Annotated in this window: 11 protein-coding genes and 1 tRNA gene; 2 read left to right on the top strand and 10 right to left on the bottom strand. The window is 59.8% G+C overall.

From position 1 onward, the window contains the following. Positions 1-4: 4 nt before the first annotated feature. From ACX9NZ_RS03610 to ACX9NZ_RS03570, 9 genes are all read right to left on the bottom strand, one after another. The gene (locus ACX9NZ_RS03610) at positions 5-910 is read right to left on the bottom strand and encodes an ABC transporter permease (protein WP_407496401.1); all 906 of its coding nucleotides are present in this window, start codon (positions 908-910) and stop codon (positions 5-7) included. Further along, a complete protein-coding gene (locus tag ACX9NZ_RS03605) occupies positions 897-1,910 on the bottom strand; it encodes an ABC transporter permease (protein WP_407496399.1) in 1,014 nt (337 codons plus the stop codon). Before ACX9NZ_RS03605 ends, ACX9NZ_RS03610 begins: the two co-directional genes overlap by 14 nt. A 1-nt stretch (position 1,911) precedes the next feature. Beyond that, entirely contained in the window at positions 1,912-3,609 is a 1,698-nt protein-coding gene (locus tag ACX9NZ_RS03600) for an ABC transporter substrate-binding protein (RefSeq protein WP_407496397.1), read from the bottom strand. A gap of 184 nt (positions 3,610-3,793) precedes the next feature. Then, complete coding sequence (locus ACX9NZ_RS03595) at positions 3,794-5,227, bottom strand: CCA tRNA nucleotidyltransferase (protein WP_407496395.1); 1,434 nt, start codon at positions 5,225-5,227, stop codon at positions 3,794-3,796. A gap of 163 nt (positions 5,228-5,390) precedes the next feature. Next, a complete protein-coding gene (locus ACX9NZ_RS03590) occupies positions 5,391-6,323 on the bottom strand; it encodes a 1-phosphofructokinase family hexose kinase (protein WP_407496393.1) in 933 nt (310 codons plus the stop codon). A 160-nt stretch (positions 6,324-6,483) separates the two neighbouring features. Next, positions 6,484-8,187, bottom strand: a complete 1,704-nt coding sequence (gene ptsP / locus ACX9NZ_RS03585; protein ID WP_407496391.1) for a phosphoenolpyruvate--protein phosphotransferase — start codon at positions 8,185-8,187, stop codon at positions 6,484-6,486. Between the two features lie 134 nt (positions 8,188-8,321). Beyond that, on the bottom strand, positions 8,322-8,585 hold the full coding sequence (locus ACX9NZ_RS03580; protein WP_118653769.1) for an HPr family phosphocarrier protein: 264 nt from the start codon (positions 8,583-8,585) through the stop codon (positions 8,322-8,324). A gap of 390 nt (positions 8,586-8,975) precedes the next feature. Continuing rightward, positions 8,976-9,049, bottom strand: a tRNA-Arg gene (locus ACX9NZ_RS03575). Positions 9,050-9,096: 47 nt separating this feature from the next. Beyond that, entirely contained in the window at positions 9,097-10,731 is a 1,635-nt protein-coding gene (locus ACX9NZ_RS03570; protein WP_302742556.1) for a DUF4012 domain-containing protein, read from the bottom strand. Positions 10,732-11,174: 443 nt separating this feature from the next. Between ACX9NZ_RS03570 and ACX9NZ_RS03565 the strand changes: the two genes are divergently transcribed. Both ACX9NZ_RS03565 and ACX9NZ_RS03560 read left to right on the top strand, forming a co-directional pair. Beyond that, a complete protein-coding gene (locus ACX9NZ_RS03565; protein ID WP_317440000.1) occupies positions 11,175-12,140 on the top strand; it encodes a glycosyltransferase family 2 protein in 966 nt (321 codons plus the stop codon). Further along, positions 12,133-14,616 (top strand): YfhO family protein, encoded by a 2,484-nt coding sequence (locus tag ACX9NZ_RS03560; protein ID WP_459389430.1) that lies wholly within the window; start codon positions 12,133-12,135, stop codon positions 14,614-14,616. The genes ACX9NZ_RS03565 and ACX9NZ_RS03560 overlap by 8 nt, the downstream gene beginning before the upstream one ends. Here ACX9NZ_RS03560 and ACX9NZ_RS03555 read toward each other — a convergent pair. Continuing rightward, a complete protein-coding gene (locus ACX9NZ_RS03555) occupies positions 14,613-15,719 on the bottom strand; it encodes a glycosyltransferase (protein WP_317439999.1) in 1,107 nt (368 codons plus the stop codon). The genes ACX9NZ_RS03560 and ACX9NZ_RS03555 overlap by 4 nt on opposite strands. Positions 15,720-15,974: the final 255 nt, after the last annotated feature.

Genomic DNA, 15,974 nt, shown 5'->3' with positions numbered 1-15,974 from the left:
CCCCTTACTCCTGCGACGTGCGTGCGTCGATGAGACGCCTCAAGCTTGAGCCGAGCATATCGAACAAGGCGACGCAGGCAACCAGCGCCGCACCCGACAAGACCGCAAGCCACCAAGCGCCAGCCGTGAGATATCCCATCGACTCGGACAAGATCACGCCAATGGCGGGCTGGTCGGGCGAGAGGCCAAATCCCAAAAACGTGATAGATGCCTCATGCAAGATCGCATGAGGAAACGCCAAAACCGCCCCAACAATGAGCTGCGGGGCAATCGCCGGAATGAGGTGACGCACGACCACGCGCGGCCAAGAGACGCCCAGGGCAGCACTCGCCTCAAGATACGGTTCACGCTTTGCCTGCAGCAACTCCGCCCGCAGCAATCGGGTCAAACTCGGCCAATGCGTGAGCGCGACGCCAATCGTCACGCCCCAAAACCCACGTCCGAGCGCATAACTTATGAGCAACAACAGCACGATATGCGGAACGCCCATTACGAGGTCCGTGAGCCATGAGACGGCCGCATCGGCCGCTCGCCCCCCAAAGGCGGCGAGTACGGCCAGGACAAGCGAGATACAGGTCGTGACGACCGAGGCCAACAGCCCGACGAACAGGGACGTTGACAAGCCTGCGAGGGTACGCAGCAGCATGTCCCTGCCCATCTGATCCGTCCCAAAGGGATGCGCGTATGACGGAGGCAGCATTTTAGACGCGAAGTCGGTGACGGAGGCTCGGGCGGCCACCACTCCCCCCGCAATGGCGACGACGAGTAGCACGGAGATGCACAGCGTGCACGCAGCCACAAGGCGCACGCGATTGTCCATTGCACGTGATGCGGGACGATGGAACACGGTCGGACCGTCGCGACGGGAGCTCCCCGAGCCCTCCGTGCGCAAGGTATCAGTGGGCGGCATGGGGCTTCCCCTCTCGCATGCGCGGATCGACAAAGGCATACAGCACGTTCGCAATCGCATTGCCCGCGAATACAAATGCGGCGCTACCAAGCGCGATACCCACGAGCAAGGGCGCGTCACCGCCCAAACCCGCCGTCACCGCCGCCTGACCCAACCCAGGATAGGAAAACACCTGTTCGACCAATACCGAGCCTCCAAAAATCTCTCCAACAGAGGCGAACTGAAGCGTCAAGGCGGGGAGGATCAAATTGCGAAAACCATGGCGCAGCAAAACGTCGCGACCCGATTCACCGCGAGCACGCGCAAAGCGAACGTAATCGCTCTCCAGCACGTCAACGACCTTTTCACGCGTATGGAGGGCGATGCTGGGAAGTCCGGTGACCGAGAGGGTGAGCACCGGTAGGGCCACATGACGCACACGCTCGAACAGGGAGATGTCCGAAACGCTTGCGCCAATGGGTGCCGAGAAACCAATGGGAAACCATCCGAGGGCGACGGAAAAGACCATAAGCGCGACGATTCCCACCCAAAAAGCGGGCGTGGACGAGAGCGCGATGCACGCTCCGCGGACCACTCGATCAACCGGGCCGTCACGATGCGCGCCCGCCGCAATGCCGAGGGTCACGCCAAGGACACCCGACAGCAACCATGCGCTCACCATGAGCACGAACGAACTTGCGAAACGCTCCCCTACCACGTGGATGACCGGCGCGTTATACCGAAGACTCGTGCCCCAATCACCCACGACCACGCCTTGAGCCCACAGGACATACCGCTCCCAAAACGGCGCGCCCGACCCCCAGTGCGCGGCGAGCTGGGCCCGCTTGGCGGCGCTCATGCCCAAGAGCGCCTGCTGTCCCACGTTCGCCTGAACCGGATCGATGGGAGAAGCCGCCACGAGCGCGAACGTGACGAAGCTGACGGCGACCATCAGCGCGCAGAACCTCAGCACCTCGCGCAAAGCGAACCGCCCCGCAAGGCCCACATCCAGATGCCTCACGTTATGCCCAGCTCCACGTGTCCACGTTGTTCACCAGCGACCAGCCGTGCCCATGGGGGTGCGGCTTTTGATGGGCGACATCCAGCCCCTCGCGCTTGAAATACAGGTGGTCGACGTTGGCGATCCATGCCCACGTCGCGGCGCCCTTGGGTGCCACGCCCTCAGTTCCGTCCCACATCGCCTTTTTCCAGAACTCATACGACGCCTCGACATCCGTCTGCGCGAGCGCTTGGTCGAGGTACGCATCGACAGTCTCGTTCTCATAGCAGCTGTAATTGCCCCAGCCCGTGGAATAATGCAGTTCATAGACCTCAACCGGCGAGTTCGAGCCCCAGCCCCACAGGATGGGCTGGCTAAATTGCCGAGGATAGATCTCGTCCCAGCTCCCGCCTCGAGGCGTCACCTCAAGGCCGAGTTCGCTCATCTGATTGGCGAATTCATTCGCCAGCGCCTGGCGCACGGAGTCGTCGGACGAATACCATATGTCGAAGGCGGCGCGCACGCCATCACGGCTCCGAACACCATCCTCGCCGCGGAGCCAACCCGCCTCCTCGAGCAGACGGTTGGCCTGCTCGCGATCGAAATCGACCTGCATGTCGTCGCTCGACCACGGCATGCCGTCGCCGACCGAATACGCAACCTTGCCGTACCCGTCTAGCACCTGCTCGATCATGGACTCACGGTCTATACCGCAGTTGATGGCACGACGGATCGCAAGGTCGCAGGTCACGTCATTGCCCATCTCATACGCAATGTCGCCCTCGAGCACCTTGGTCTGGCCGGAAGGCACCGTCGGAAGCGAGACACCACGCGAGTCGACCGTCTCGTACGCCACAAGCTCATATCCATCAAAGGACTGATGGGCATGCGTGGCGTACGTATAGGCGATGTCGACCTCGCCCTTCTGCACCGCGGCGAGCGCGGCATCCTCATCCATGAACACCACGACCACGCGCTCCATAGTCGGCGTCGTACCGTAGTAATCGGGATTGGAGGCGAACACGACCTGCTGCCCCTTGTCCCAACGCTCCAAGACATACCGGCCCGATCCAATGGGCTGCGCACCGTACCCCTCGCCATATGCGTGCTCCGGCACGATACCGAGAACGGCAAGCGTGTACAGCAGGGCATTATACGGTTTGTTGAGGTGAAGCTCGACAACCGTATCGCTCACGGCGACGGCGGTGTCGACCATGGAAAGATCTGCCTCCGAGGCCGAGCTTTGGATAACGCCGTTGACCGTAAAGGCGACGTCGCGAGCGGTAAGAGGCTCGCCGTCCGTAAACAAGACATCGTCGCGAATGGTGAACGTCCAAACAAGGCCATCGTCCGAGCACAGGTACTCGGTAGCCAAATCGCTCACGATGTTGAGCTGTTCATCGGTTGTCACGAGCGTCGACTGAATAAGCGGCTCATGCACGTGCTCGCCGCAGCCCCACGAGACGAGCGGATCGAATCCCGCGGCAGGCTCGCTCGTCGCGTTCATGGCGACGACGACCTGCGAGTGCCCACTGGAATCGGTGGACGGGCCGCTCCCCGAGGCTTCACCAGACGACGCGCATCCCATAAGCGCGCCCGTCGCGGCAAGGACCGCTCCGGCGGCGGAACCGGCGAGAAGCCCTCTGCGGCTACATACCGGACATCGTCCATCAGCAAACTCGGGACGGGCAGGGGGCGTAATCAAAGCGCGGTGGGTCACGATAGCTCCTCAATAGTGTTACGCATATGTATATTCGTAATACTGGCAAGTGCCATGATACCACTGATGGATTGTCCTCGAGAGAAAAGATGGAGAGGCGCCTCGCCGCCTCGCAGACCCGAGGTGCCACCTCAACCCGCCGCCCGATCGACTCGACCGCCACGACCCGGCCCAGCAAATCCCGCTACAGACCGAGAAATTCGAGGAGCGCGGCCTTGTCGTTGGCAACGGTCCCGACGATCGTTGCCTCCAAGGCGCGCTTGAGCGCCGCCCCGACGTGCGGCCCAGGCGTCATGCCGCGCGCGATGAGGTCCCCGCCCGTCAAAGCGAGCGTCTTGATGCTAAATGCCTCGTGATTCGCCATGAGCTCGCGGCACATCTCGCGCATGCGCTCAATCTCGTCCACGTAGTAAAAGCAACTCGGGGCCTTGCCGAGGGTGTCGGCGCGCTTGAGGTCGAACAGCTCGCCCATAAGACGAGCGGTGTCGACCCCCGGTGCCGAGAAGCGTTGCATCATGCGCAACAAGTCAACGCGTTGCGGCCTGAGCGGCTGATCATGATACCGGATGAGAAGGGTCGCGTCGCGAATCAAATCGTTGCCGCATGAGAGGCGCCGCATAATCGTCTTTGCCATGACCTCGCCACGCTCCGGGTGGCCGTAAAAATGTCCACGCCCCCGGTCGTCAAGGGTAAACGTCTGGGGTTTGGCGATGTCGTGCAGCAGAGCCGCCCACATGAGCGACGCTGAGACGGGGGTATTGGGGTCCCCGCCGTCAATGCGAAAACTCGACAACTCCCCTGCAACCGTGAGAACGCGCGCAACGTGCTCGTACACGTCGAAGGCATGATATTTGGTGTGCTGGTCAAATCCGCGCGCGGCAGCGAGCTCAGGGATCGCCGCACACATGACCTCGGGATACCGCACGAGGGCGTCACCCCCGCGGCGAGTAACGAGAATCCCCTCGAGCTCAATACCCACACGTTCACGTGCCACCTGGTCGAGCAACGGAGCACAAGACGCCAGTGCCATCGCCGTGGCAGCATCCATGGAGAAGTCAAGGCGGCAGGCAAAGCGCACGGCACGCAGCATACGCAACGCATCTTCCTCGAAACGACGACGGGGCTCCCCCACCGCGCGAATCTGCCTACGCTCTAAATCACCACGACCGTCATAGCGGTCGAGCAGCCCTCGCTCGGGATGCCATGCCATCGCATTGACGGTAAAGTCCCTGCGCGCCAGGTCGTCTTCAACGCAGGAGGCTCGTTGCACATCCTCGGGGTGACGGCCATCCGTATAGAATCCGTCCAAACGGTATGCCGTGACCTCAATGCGCTCTCCGCCGACGACGGCAGTGATGCCCCCGAATTTGATGCCCGACTCGATTACTGAGATCCCCGCGCCTCGCAGAGCCGCCGCGCTCTCCCCCCACGAACCGCTGCAACAGATGTCGATATCGTGACCGGACGTGCCCATAAGCGCGTCGCGAACCCAACCCCCAACAATCCACGCCTCGAGACCGGAAGCCTCGAGCGTGCGCAAGACCATGACCGCGGCATCGCTCGGCACCGCGCCGTTAAGGGCGCTCCCCGCAAAAGACATGTCCGTGGAATGCTGCATGGTCCTCCTTGCTCCTGCGCCCCAGTATACCAAGCATAAGACCCCATTATCCTCAATCTAATGGTGCAATTGGGGGCGTACCCCAATTGCACCAGTTGAACCAAAAGGGCGCCGCCGGCGAGAGGCCGACGGCGCCCAAAAGAGGCAAGATCCAGGTCGAGAATTACTTGCGCTCGAGCTTGCGAACGGTAACGCGCTTGGAGTACTCGTCAACGCGGCCGAAGTCACCCAGACCAACGCTCTCGGCAACGTTGGCGCCGGTGGCCATGGCGAGCTTCATGGCCTCCTCGACATTGTCGCGATCCTTGTACCACTTGAGCAGGAAGGCGGCGAGGGTGCAGTCGCCGGCGCAGACGGAGGACACGAGCTTGATGTTGAACTCGCGCTTGGCGTACCAGATGTCCTCGCCGTTGGAGAAGTAGGCGTCGCCGCGGCTACCGCGGGTGAGCAGCACGTTCTGGACGCCGGCCTCATGGGCGAGCTTCATGGCGACGCGGACCTCGTCGTCGGTGTTCACCGGAACGCCGAAGATCTCACGCATCTCGTGATGGTTCGGCTTGATGAGCAACGGCTTCTTGGAGGCAAGCGTCTTGAGCTTGTCGGAGGAGAGGTCGAGGACCACGTCGGCGCCGCGCTCCTGGGCATGCTCCATGACCTGATCGAGGAAGTCCTTGGAGGCGCGGGGCGGAACGGAACCGGAGACGACCAGGCAGTCCATGCCGGTGCTGGTGTCGAGGATGTCGTAGAGCTCCTGCTCGTACTGAGGGGTAAGCGGGGCACCGGGGTTGAGGACGCCGTACTCGTGCTCGCCGTCGTTGATATAGGCGCAGATGCGCGTCACGCCGTCAATCCAGACCGGACGGCACAGGCAGCCGAGGTTCATGGTCTCCTCGACGATGAACTTGCCGGTGAAGCCGCCAAAGAAACCGAGGGCGACGGAGTCGACGCCGAACTTCTTGAGGGCGAACGACACGTCGAGACCCTTGCCGTTGGCGGTATAGCTGGCGGAGTTCGCACGAACGTTCTCATCGGGAACGAGCGCGGGGCCGGCGACCGTCATGTCAACGGCGGGATTGGCAGTCAGAGTGTAAAACATACAGCCTCCTAATCAGACGCACTGACCTCCATAGCGTAGCGCAAATGAAAGCAGAACATCAGCCACATAGGTGATAAATCGATTTATCGGCAAATATACGATGGCCGGCTGCAGCCCGTACCGCGGTGGTGGAGCGTGCAGCCGGCAAATTTGCTCGCGTTTAGCGAGCGGCGGCCTCGAGCAGCGCCTTGACTTCCTCAGCAGTTGAGCAGGCAAGCGCCTTCTCGGCAAGCTCATCGCACTCTGCCTTGGACCACTGGGAGATGGTCTTGCGGGCGCGAAGGATGGACGGCGCGGACATGGAGAACTCCTCCAGACCGAAGGAGATCAACAGCGGCTCGAGCAGCGGATCGGCCGCAGCCTCACCGCACATGCCCACCATGATGCCGGCATTGACGCCGTTCTCAATGATGTTCTTGATGGAACGGAGCACGGCCGGGTAGTACACCTGATAGAGGTTGGAGATGTGGTCGTTACCACGGTCGGCGCACATGGTGTAGCCGATGAGGTCGTTGGTGCCGATGGAGAAGAAGTCGGCCTCCTCGGCGAGCTTGTCGGCGATGAGGGAGGCGGCAGGAGTCTCCATCATGACGCCGACCTCGATGTTCTCGTCATACTTGAGACCCTCGGCCTCAAGCTCGTGCTTGCACTCCTCGACGAGCGCCTTGACGGCACGGACCTCCTCAACGCAGGTGACGAGCGGGATCATGATCTTGACGTCGCCGAAGGCACCGGCGCGCAGCAGGGCGCGGAGCTGGACCTTGTACTGGTCGACGTACTCAAGGCAGTAACGCACAGCGCGGAAGCCCATGAAGGGATTCTCCTCCGGCTCCATGGCGAGGTAAGGAATCGCCTTGTCGCCGCCCACGTCAAGCGTGCGGATGATGACCGGGGCGCCCTTCATGGCAGAGGCGACCTTGCGATAGGCCTGGAACTGCTCCTCCTCGGAAGGAAGCTCGGTGGCGTCCATGAACAGGAACTCGGAGCGGAACAGGCCGATGGCCTCGGCATCGTGATCGAGCGCGTTGGGAACGTCGTTGGGGCTGCCGATATTGCAGGCGAGGATCTTCTTGATGCCGTCGGCGGTGACGGTCTCCTGGCCGCGGAAGGCCTCGAGGGCCGCCTTCTCCTCGGCGAACGCCTGGGCCTTGGCCTGGTAGTCGGCGAGGACGTCACCTTCGGGCTCGGCGATGACAACGCCCTTGGAGCCGTCGACGATGGCGGTCATGCCGTTGCGCAACGCGGAGCAGCTGTTGGCAACGGAGAGCACCGCGGGGATCTCCAGGGCGCGGGCGATGATGGCGGAGTGGGAGGTGCGGCCACCGGTCTCGGTGACGATGCCGGCGACGTGCTCCTTGTCGATGGTCGCCGTCATAGACGGAGTCAGGTCGTGCACGACCACGACGGTGTTCTCGGGGAGAACGGAGAGGTCGACGACCTCGACACCGAGCAGCTCGGCGAGGATGCCGGTGCGGATGTCGGCGATGTCGGCGGCACGCAGGCGGAACATCTCGTCGTCCATGGACAGGAACATGTTCTCGAACATGGTGCTGGCGTCGACGAGGGCCTGCTCAGCGCAGGCGCCGCCGTCGATGGCACCGTTGATGGCGTCGGTCATGCCGGGGTCCTGGGCAAGGATGATGTGGCCGGCCATGATCTCGGCCTCGTTCTCGCCTACCGCGACCTTCATGTGATCGGCCTGGGCCTGGGTCTTCTCACAGAAGACGGCCAGCGCGGCCTGGTAGCGCTCCTTCTCGGCGGCAGTGTCGGCGACCTCGTGGGGCTCGAAGGTGAGGTCGGGATCGACGGCGACCATGACCTTGCCGATACCGATGCCCTCCGAGGCGTTAACTCCCTGATACATTACGTTTCCTCTCTCCCGTTTCCCTCCCGTGCGCGAGGGAAACAAAAAGCAGGCGCCCACGAGTTCGCGGACACCTGCAATTACACCTATATGATTAGATGTCTGTCATCAAAGACAATGCTCGCGGGCGCGAACTACTCGCCGAGACCGCTCTTGATGAGCTCGATGGCGGCAGCGAGGGCCTCCTTCTCGTCAGCACCGTCGCACTTGACCTCGACCTCGGTGCCACAAGGGATGCCGGCAGCCATGAGGGCCATCGGGGACTTACCGTTGACCTCCTTGTCGGGGGCGACAACGGTGACATCGGAGGCGAACTTGCCCATGGTGGAGGCGAAGAGGCCGGCAGGACGCATGTGGAGACCCTGGGGGTTGACGAGGGTAGCCTTCTCAGAAACCATAACCTGACTCCTTTGAGTGATGCTCGCGCGGCATGACTATCCACGCGGCACAAAAACACGACTCGCTCATTGTATACCCTTTACGGAAGTTTGGGGAGTAGGTTTGGAATGAAACGATTTATCGTGAGGCGGAGTGGTCGGGGCTTGACCTCAGAGCGCAAAATGCCCGGATGCCGTGACGGCATCCGGGCATTGGATGTAAGGGTGCGCCATGGGGGATTCGCGTCCGCCTACGGCGTCCGCAGCTCCGGGCGCTACGCGCCCTCGCACGCTCGCTGGAAAACGCTCACGCGTTTTCTCAGTCTCGCGACCCTAATGGGTTCGAATCCCCCGCACATACCCGATAAAAGCCCGGATGCCGTGATGGCATCCGGGCATTGGATGTAAGGGTGCGCCATGGGGGATTCGAACCCTCGACCATCGGATTAGAAGTCCGGTGCTCTATCCAGCTGAGCTAATGGCGCGTCATATGAACCGCATCGCGGCAGGGATGATTATAAACGAATGAGGCCTACTCGCGATACTTCGTGAGTGTTGGGGTGCTCATGAAGGTGAGTTCAGCAGCTCCAGGCGCAGTTGTCACCTCATAGGTGCATACGATTGACTCGCCTGCGCGCAAGTTGGGTCGAGAGGCATGAAAAACCTGCAGACCCTCATGCTCAGCCTCTACAAACTCTGCTCCATTCGACGCCTCAAGAGTCGAGATGGAACCCCCAGAAGGAGCATAGATGTACAGTTCGGGGTAAAGATTGTCTCGATCGAAGCCGTCTAAATAGCCCGAAATATAGTCCCCTGCGGTCTCGATAATATCGGACGTAGCGGTATTCGCAAAGGTCGTTTGCACGTGATATGTACGTGATCCATCGGCATTATCGCTCGAGGAGAGCACCTGATTGTCGATATCGATGTACCAGCCCATCTTCGAGCCAATCCACAACGAGAAATACGTGCCCACTGCAGGCTCTGAAGCATCGGTCAGCACTGAGCCCGAGCAATCGAGAGCGCTCAGTGCATCCTGCTCGGTCTCATCGGAGAGCCAGAACATGACAGAGCGATTGTCGACGCCCTTGGCCATAAGCTCTGCAAACTGCATGAGGGTACCGGAGTTGAGGCCCGAGAAAAACTTCTCGAATGCAAGGTCGGCAGCCTGGGCAAACAGCGCATCCGTTAGGTCGCCATTACCAGATGCGGAGGTCTCCTTAGACAGATAATTCCAGTACAGGTCGTGCTGGAGAACCTTTGTGGCATTCGAACCGTCGACAACCGTTCCGTCTTCAAGGGTGATGGAGCCCGCAATGGCAAGCAAATCTTGAACTACGGCAGGAGTCACGGAGATAACACCATCTAGCTGAACGCCGGTCTTCTCTTCATATGCAGCAGCCCAAATCGCCGCAACGCGCGGAAAATCGGGATCCATACCCGCATCGCGCGCAACGTCCATAAAACCACCGAACAATGCACGCTCGGCATCGGTGATGCCCATGGAGGCGGGAGTGGCCTCCTCCATAACGTCATACACCTTGGAAAACTCGTCGAGCTCGATCTTGCCGTCCTGAATGCGCAGGGTTCCCATTGATCCGGGAAAACCGCCCGAAGCACGCATCTCGGCGGAATTTTGAGCAACAATTAAGTACGTTCGATTACCTTCGGCTCCCAGAACGGGCGCAGCAAGCGGGGAGAAATCCGCAGCCCCCTGAACAAGCGCGTTAACTTCAGAAAGCTTTTGGCGAGCCGGACCCATAATCTCCTCCAGCTGCGGCAACGCGAACTGCGGAAGAGACTCGACGGTCTCAGCGCATTCCGCGAGTGACGGAGCGGCGTCCCCCACCGCCTCGAACAGCTGGGTTGCTGCTGCCACGTTAATTGTCTTATCAGATGAAATGAGTTCCGCAGGAGGATTCGCCTCGAGAGCATCGAGCACGGGCACAAGAGCATCGGTGGCGACCTTGTCCAAGGAGCCGACGAGCGTGCGGGCAGATGTAATATCTTGGCCATAGACCGGCATGAGAGAGACCGCCGTCCAAAGCGGAGAATCAAGGCCGTCAGTCATTTCTCTTGTAAGGTCGGCGAGGCTTTGAGCCGCTTGGGAGGCGGAAGAAAAATCTTGCGCCTTAACCGAATCGGTAATGGCAGAAATTGCGGACATCGCGCCCGAGGCCTTTGCTTTGAGATTCTTGGCAGAGAAAAACGCGGACACGCCCACACCGGATATTGCGACGATCAGAACAAGGATTGCACCCAACAGAACAAAAGGAGCCTTCTTGCGATCCTTGCGCCGAGGGCCCTGAGCATGAGAGGAAGAGGACAGACCATAGACCGGCTTATAAGAAGAATCATAAGCATCGTGGACGCTGCTGGGAACATAAGGATTCCGAGGCTGAAGTGGCTCCGGATGCCGCTCTTCTTCCGTCTTAAAATGACGGCCTCGTGATTGGTTATCCACATCAGACATGCTGGATTATCCTCCTCAATGTCAGTCGCATTCGACCCTGTATTTTAGCCGAAGCCTTAAGCTGCCATCCTGACCCCGCAAAACTCTACTAAACTAACCACAGTGAACCATCGCACTGCCAAGCACCGGAGTGACACATGCCAAATCAAACGCCCGACATTTCCATCGTGGTCCCTTGCTACAACGAAGAAGCCAGCCTCCCCTTGTTTTTAAACGAACTGGCCCAAGTTGTCCGTAGCATGAGAGCCGCCAAGCCACTGGAATTTGAAGTAGTGCTCGTGGACGATGGCTCGAGCGACAGTACTCTTGCCATCATGAAGGAGCAGGCAAACGTCTGCTGCAATGATTATTGTATTAAATGGGTGTCATTTTCGCGTAACTTCGGTAAAGAGGCTGCACTCTACGCAGGACTGGAACACGCGACAGGAAATCTAGTAGCGACGATGGACGCCGACATGCAAGACCCCCCATCGCTGTTACCGGAAATGTATCGGATCTTGCAGGATGAGGATTGCGACAACGTCGCCACGCGCCGCACAACGCGCGAGGGCGAACCGCCGATTCGCTCCTGGTTCGCGCGTATGTTCTACCGCATCATCAACAAGATCTCCAAAGCCGACATCGTGGACGGAGCCCGTGATTTTCGCCTCATGAAGCGTCCGATGGTCGACGCCATCCTGTCCATGCGGGAATACAACCGCTTCTCCAAGGGCATCTACGGTTGGGTCGGCTTCAAGACCGTCTGGCTCCCCTACGTCAACGTCAACCGGGTTGCCGGCGAAACCAAATGGAGTTTCTTCTCACTTTTGCTGTACTCAATCGATGGGATCGTCGCATTCTCCACCGTGCCGCTGTCCATCGCCTCGGTCATGGGCACGCTCTTTTGCATCGTCGCCTTTTTCGCCTTGATTTTCATTGTCGTTCGGGCTCTGCTCTTTGGTGACCCCGTCGATGGATGGCCGTCGCTTGCCTCAATCATCATCTTTATTGGAGGGGTGCAGCTGCTGTGCTTGGGAATTATGGGTCAGTACCTTGCTAAGACGTACCTTGAGACCAAGAACCGCCCGCTCTACATCGTGAGGGAGTCAAACCTCGATGAATAGTGGTTTACATCACCCAGCCTCCGGCAATCGGCTGAAAACGACTCTCTTTTGGGCAGCCTGCCTAGCTTTGCCCGTTATGGTCCTGGTTGTCCTCTCCATATGGGGCGAAGTGTATCCCTTTGGACCGGAATCGTTCCTCACCGAGGACCTCAAATACCAGTACATCGACTTCTTCACCTGGTTTCGCCATGTGCTCACCGGCGAGGCGAATGTGTTCTACTCCTTCGCACAGGGCATGGGGTCCAACACCTGGGGACTGTACAGCTACTACCTTGCGAGCCCGTTCAACCTGATCATCCTGCTGTTTGACGAGGCGCACCTCACCTTGGCGATCTACGTGATCGTCGCCCTCAAGCTCGCGTGCATGAACACCGCGATGGCCTGGTATCTCCGTCGCCGCTTCACCCTGCAGCGCACCTGGGCGCTCGCGCTCGCCCTGTGCTACACCTGGTCCACTTGGACCGCGACCAACCTGCGCAATCCCCTGTGGCTCGACGCGTTGATCCTGCTGCCGCTCATGGCATGGAGCTGCCGGCAGCTGCTGCGCACGGGACGCTTTATCGGGCTTTCGCTCCTCGTGGCAGCCGATGTCATCACCTGCTGGTACATGGCCTACATCACGCTGCTCTTTTGCTGCCTGTTCGTGCTGTTCGAGCTCGCCGTCATGATATATGACGATGAGGTGCGCCCCGCGCGCTCGTGGATCGCGGGGCGGGCGGTGAGATTCACCGTGGCGATTCTTTTGGGGCTCGGCCTCTCCGCGTGGACGTTCGTCCCCACCGTACTTGCCATGATGGGCGGCGGCGCAAAAACCGCCGTTGGCATGTTCCAGACGTATCCGACGGCCCTCATCAGGGGATTTCTTCCCTTTGCATGGAATATCGACCACGCACCCCAGTTTTATACGGGCCTGATCCCCCTTGTGTTGGCGATCTCCATGCTGTTTGAGAAGCGCATCGACAAGAGGCTTCGCGCGCTGACGCTCGTGTTCGCCGGGTTCCTCGTCGTGAGCTCGGTGCTAGGGCCGCTCATGTACGTCTGGTGCGGCTTCCGCCAGCCCAACGGGTTCTACTGCCGCATCGCTTTCCTGTTGAGCTTTTTGGAGATTTGGGCAGCGGCGTTCCTTCTCATGAGACGGGCCGCTTGCCGCGCCGAAGGTTCGAACACCCGCACCGTCTCGTGGACCGAGGCGGGCGGGCGGTCAGCATGCGCCGCCCCCATCGCGCGCAAGCTCGCACCGTTTGGTACGCTCGTGCTCGTCCTCGCGGACCTCGGCTTCAACGCCCACGTGTGCTGGAACCAGCTCTACATCAACTACCCGCAAGACACGCATGACACGTATGTCAACGATGCCGACACGCAGGTACGCGAGCTCAAGCAACTCGACGCGGACGCCTTCTACCGGGTCGATAAGACATACAACCGTGCCGGCGCCGCGTTCAACGAGGGCATATCGCACGGATTCAACCAGCTGTCGACGTACTCCTCGGCAAACAACCCCCAGGCCGTCGCGTTTCTCAACTCGCTGGGCTACAGCTCCGAAGGGGAGTTCTCGAGCGTCTACGCCGCCCCCAACCTCGTCATGGACAGCCTGCTGGGCGTGCGGTATATAGGAACGTGGAGCAAACCGGTCGCATCGACTGAGACGACGCTGCCCCATTCGAATGTCACCTCGCCCGTGTATTACAATCCCCACGCGCTCTCGCTGGGCTATCCGTGCGCGAATGGTACAAACAGCGAGTCGTCGCTCCAGGGCGACGACCCCTTTGAGCGCCAAAACGCCCTGTTCGCGGAACTGACGGGAATTGACAGGCCGCTGTACACGCAGCTCCAGGGTGTCGAGCAGGCAAGATCGGATGCGAGCATCACCTGGGCCGTCAAGCTGCCCGCGCACACCATCGGTTACACCTACGCGCAAACCGGCGTTGAGTCCGACTGGTCCCAAAGCGTCGGCCTGATCGTTGGCGGCGAGATGATCAGCAGCGAGGCGACGCGCTTCTCGCACAACGTTCGCGCCTTTGGGGAGTCCGGCGACGAGAGCACCCAGCATGAAATCAGCATGGTGCAGGGCTCTCCTGAGACCCAGCTTCCCCCCAAGAGCCAATGCCTGTTCTATGCGCTGAACATCGACGTGTTTGAGGAGGGCATCGAGCGGCTGCAATCGCGACAGTTTACCCCTGACGTGTTTGAAGACGGGCATGTCGAGGGCGTATACAACGCGGAAAAGCAGACCGATCTTGTGCTGTCCATCCCGTATGACAAAGGCTGGAGCGCAATAATCGACGGCAAGGAGGTCGCGCTCTCCCCTGCCTTCGGCGGCGGAATGTCGCAAATCCAGGTTCCCGAGGGCTCTCACCGTATTGAGATGCGCTTTCAGTCGCCCGGCTTTACGGTCGGGTGCGCGGCGAGCATCGCCGCACTGGCGGCATGTCTTGTCGTGGCAAGGGTGCAGAAGCGAGGCGGGCAGACCCGTTAACGCCTGCCCGTCAGCTTAAACCGCGCGCGCTTGGCGACGCCACATGCGCCAAGCGTGCGCAGCGACAGCCAGAATTCACGGGCGGCGTATGCGGTGTGCGCCAATGACGACGTGACGCGAGCGTCAAGCCCAAGCGTCTCGCAGAACAAGCGCTTGTGCTTTGGAGAGATCTTAACGCTCGATAGCACTATGTCTTTATCCATGGCGGAGAACATGGATCGCATGCCTTCCAGCACGACCGGGTTGTCAGCGCCGTCGTCGTACATAGCGCCGTCTAGATATCTGAATCCCCGGATATAGTGGGACTCGATAATCGCACTGTCGCGCACGCCGATTCGCTGCATGCAGCCGAGCATGTCGAGCCAACGATCAAACGGGAGGCGAATCGCCGCATTGGTTGCATGGTTGCGGGTTGAGCCGGGCAGGTCGGCTCGATAGCAGTAGTAGGCCTTATTTAAATAGACGATCGACTGGGCCTGACATAACGTGTCGATGAGAAACGGGTTGTCCGCCCAGCCAGCCCCGGGGTATTCAGGAAAGCGAATATGATGCTCGCGGAGGAAATCAATCCTATATATGGCTGACCATATCGCAGGATGATGTTCTATAAGCACTGGATGCTCCGACAAGGTGAAGGGACCAAAAGACGCCCCCATGCGCACCGTCAACGGACACCTTGTGCGCGTTTGCTCAGAGTCCGATCGATCCCAATCATTGATGTTCCACCAGGGGGTCTTAATGACATCGATCGCCTCGTCATATGTGCTGGCAAAAGAAAGCATGTCGGCATACATGCCCGGTTCAATCCAGTCGTCAGGCTCCACGATTGCGAGCCACTCCCCGTGAGCCTCGTCCATGCCACGGTTGCACCCGGCACCGTATCCAGCGTTTTCCTTGTCGATGATACGAATACGATCATCCAGGGCGGCGTGCTTTGCAACAATTGCAAGCGAGTCGTCGGTGCTTCCGTCATTGATGCAGATAATCTCAAGATTGCTATATGCCTGTTCCCTAATGCTGCTTAAGCACTGATCGAGATACTTCTCCGCGTTGTAAATCGGCACAATGACCGAGACGAGTTGATTGGCTTGAGTCGCTTGCATCTTTCCGCCTTCGCATCGAGCGAACATACTGTCCAATTGGTCTCATTATGATAAAACGAGCACCACCCAAATACTCGAACTATTTGAGAGTCTCGCACCCAACTGAATCAGGGATCTCCACATATTCTTTACTTCGCTGGCGCTTTTGGCGAAGACTGATTAGCGAGCTCCAGTCGACTCAATTCGTTCTTGATGTCCATGGACCAGCATCGATAAAGAGCGATTACCAACGCAGTTTGCATCACATCGAGAAGC

The organism is Collinsella sp. BM28 (assembly GCF_054551995.1).
The sequence above is the reverse complement of the archived record's forward strand: the minus strand, read 5'-3'. Positions and strand labels throughout refer to the sequence as shown.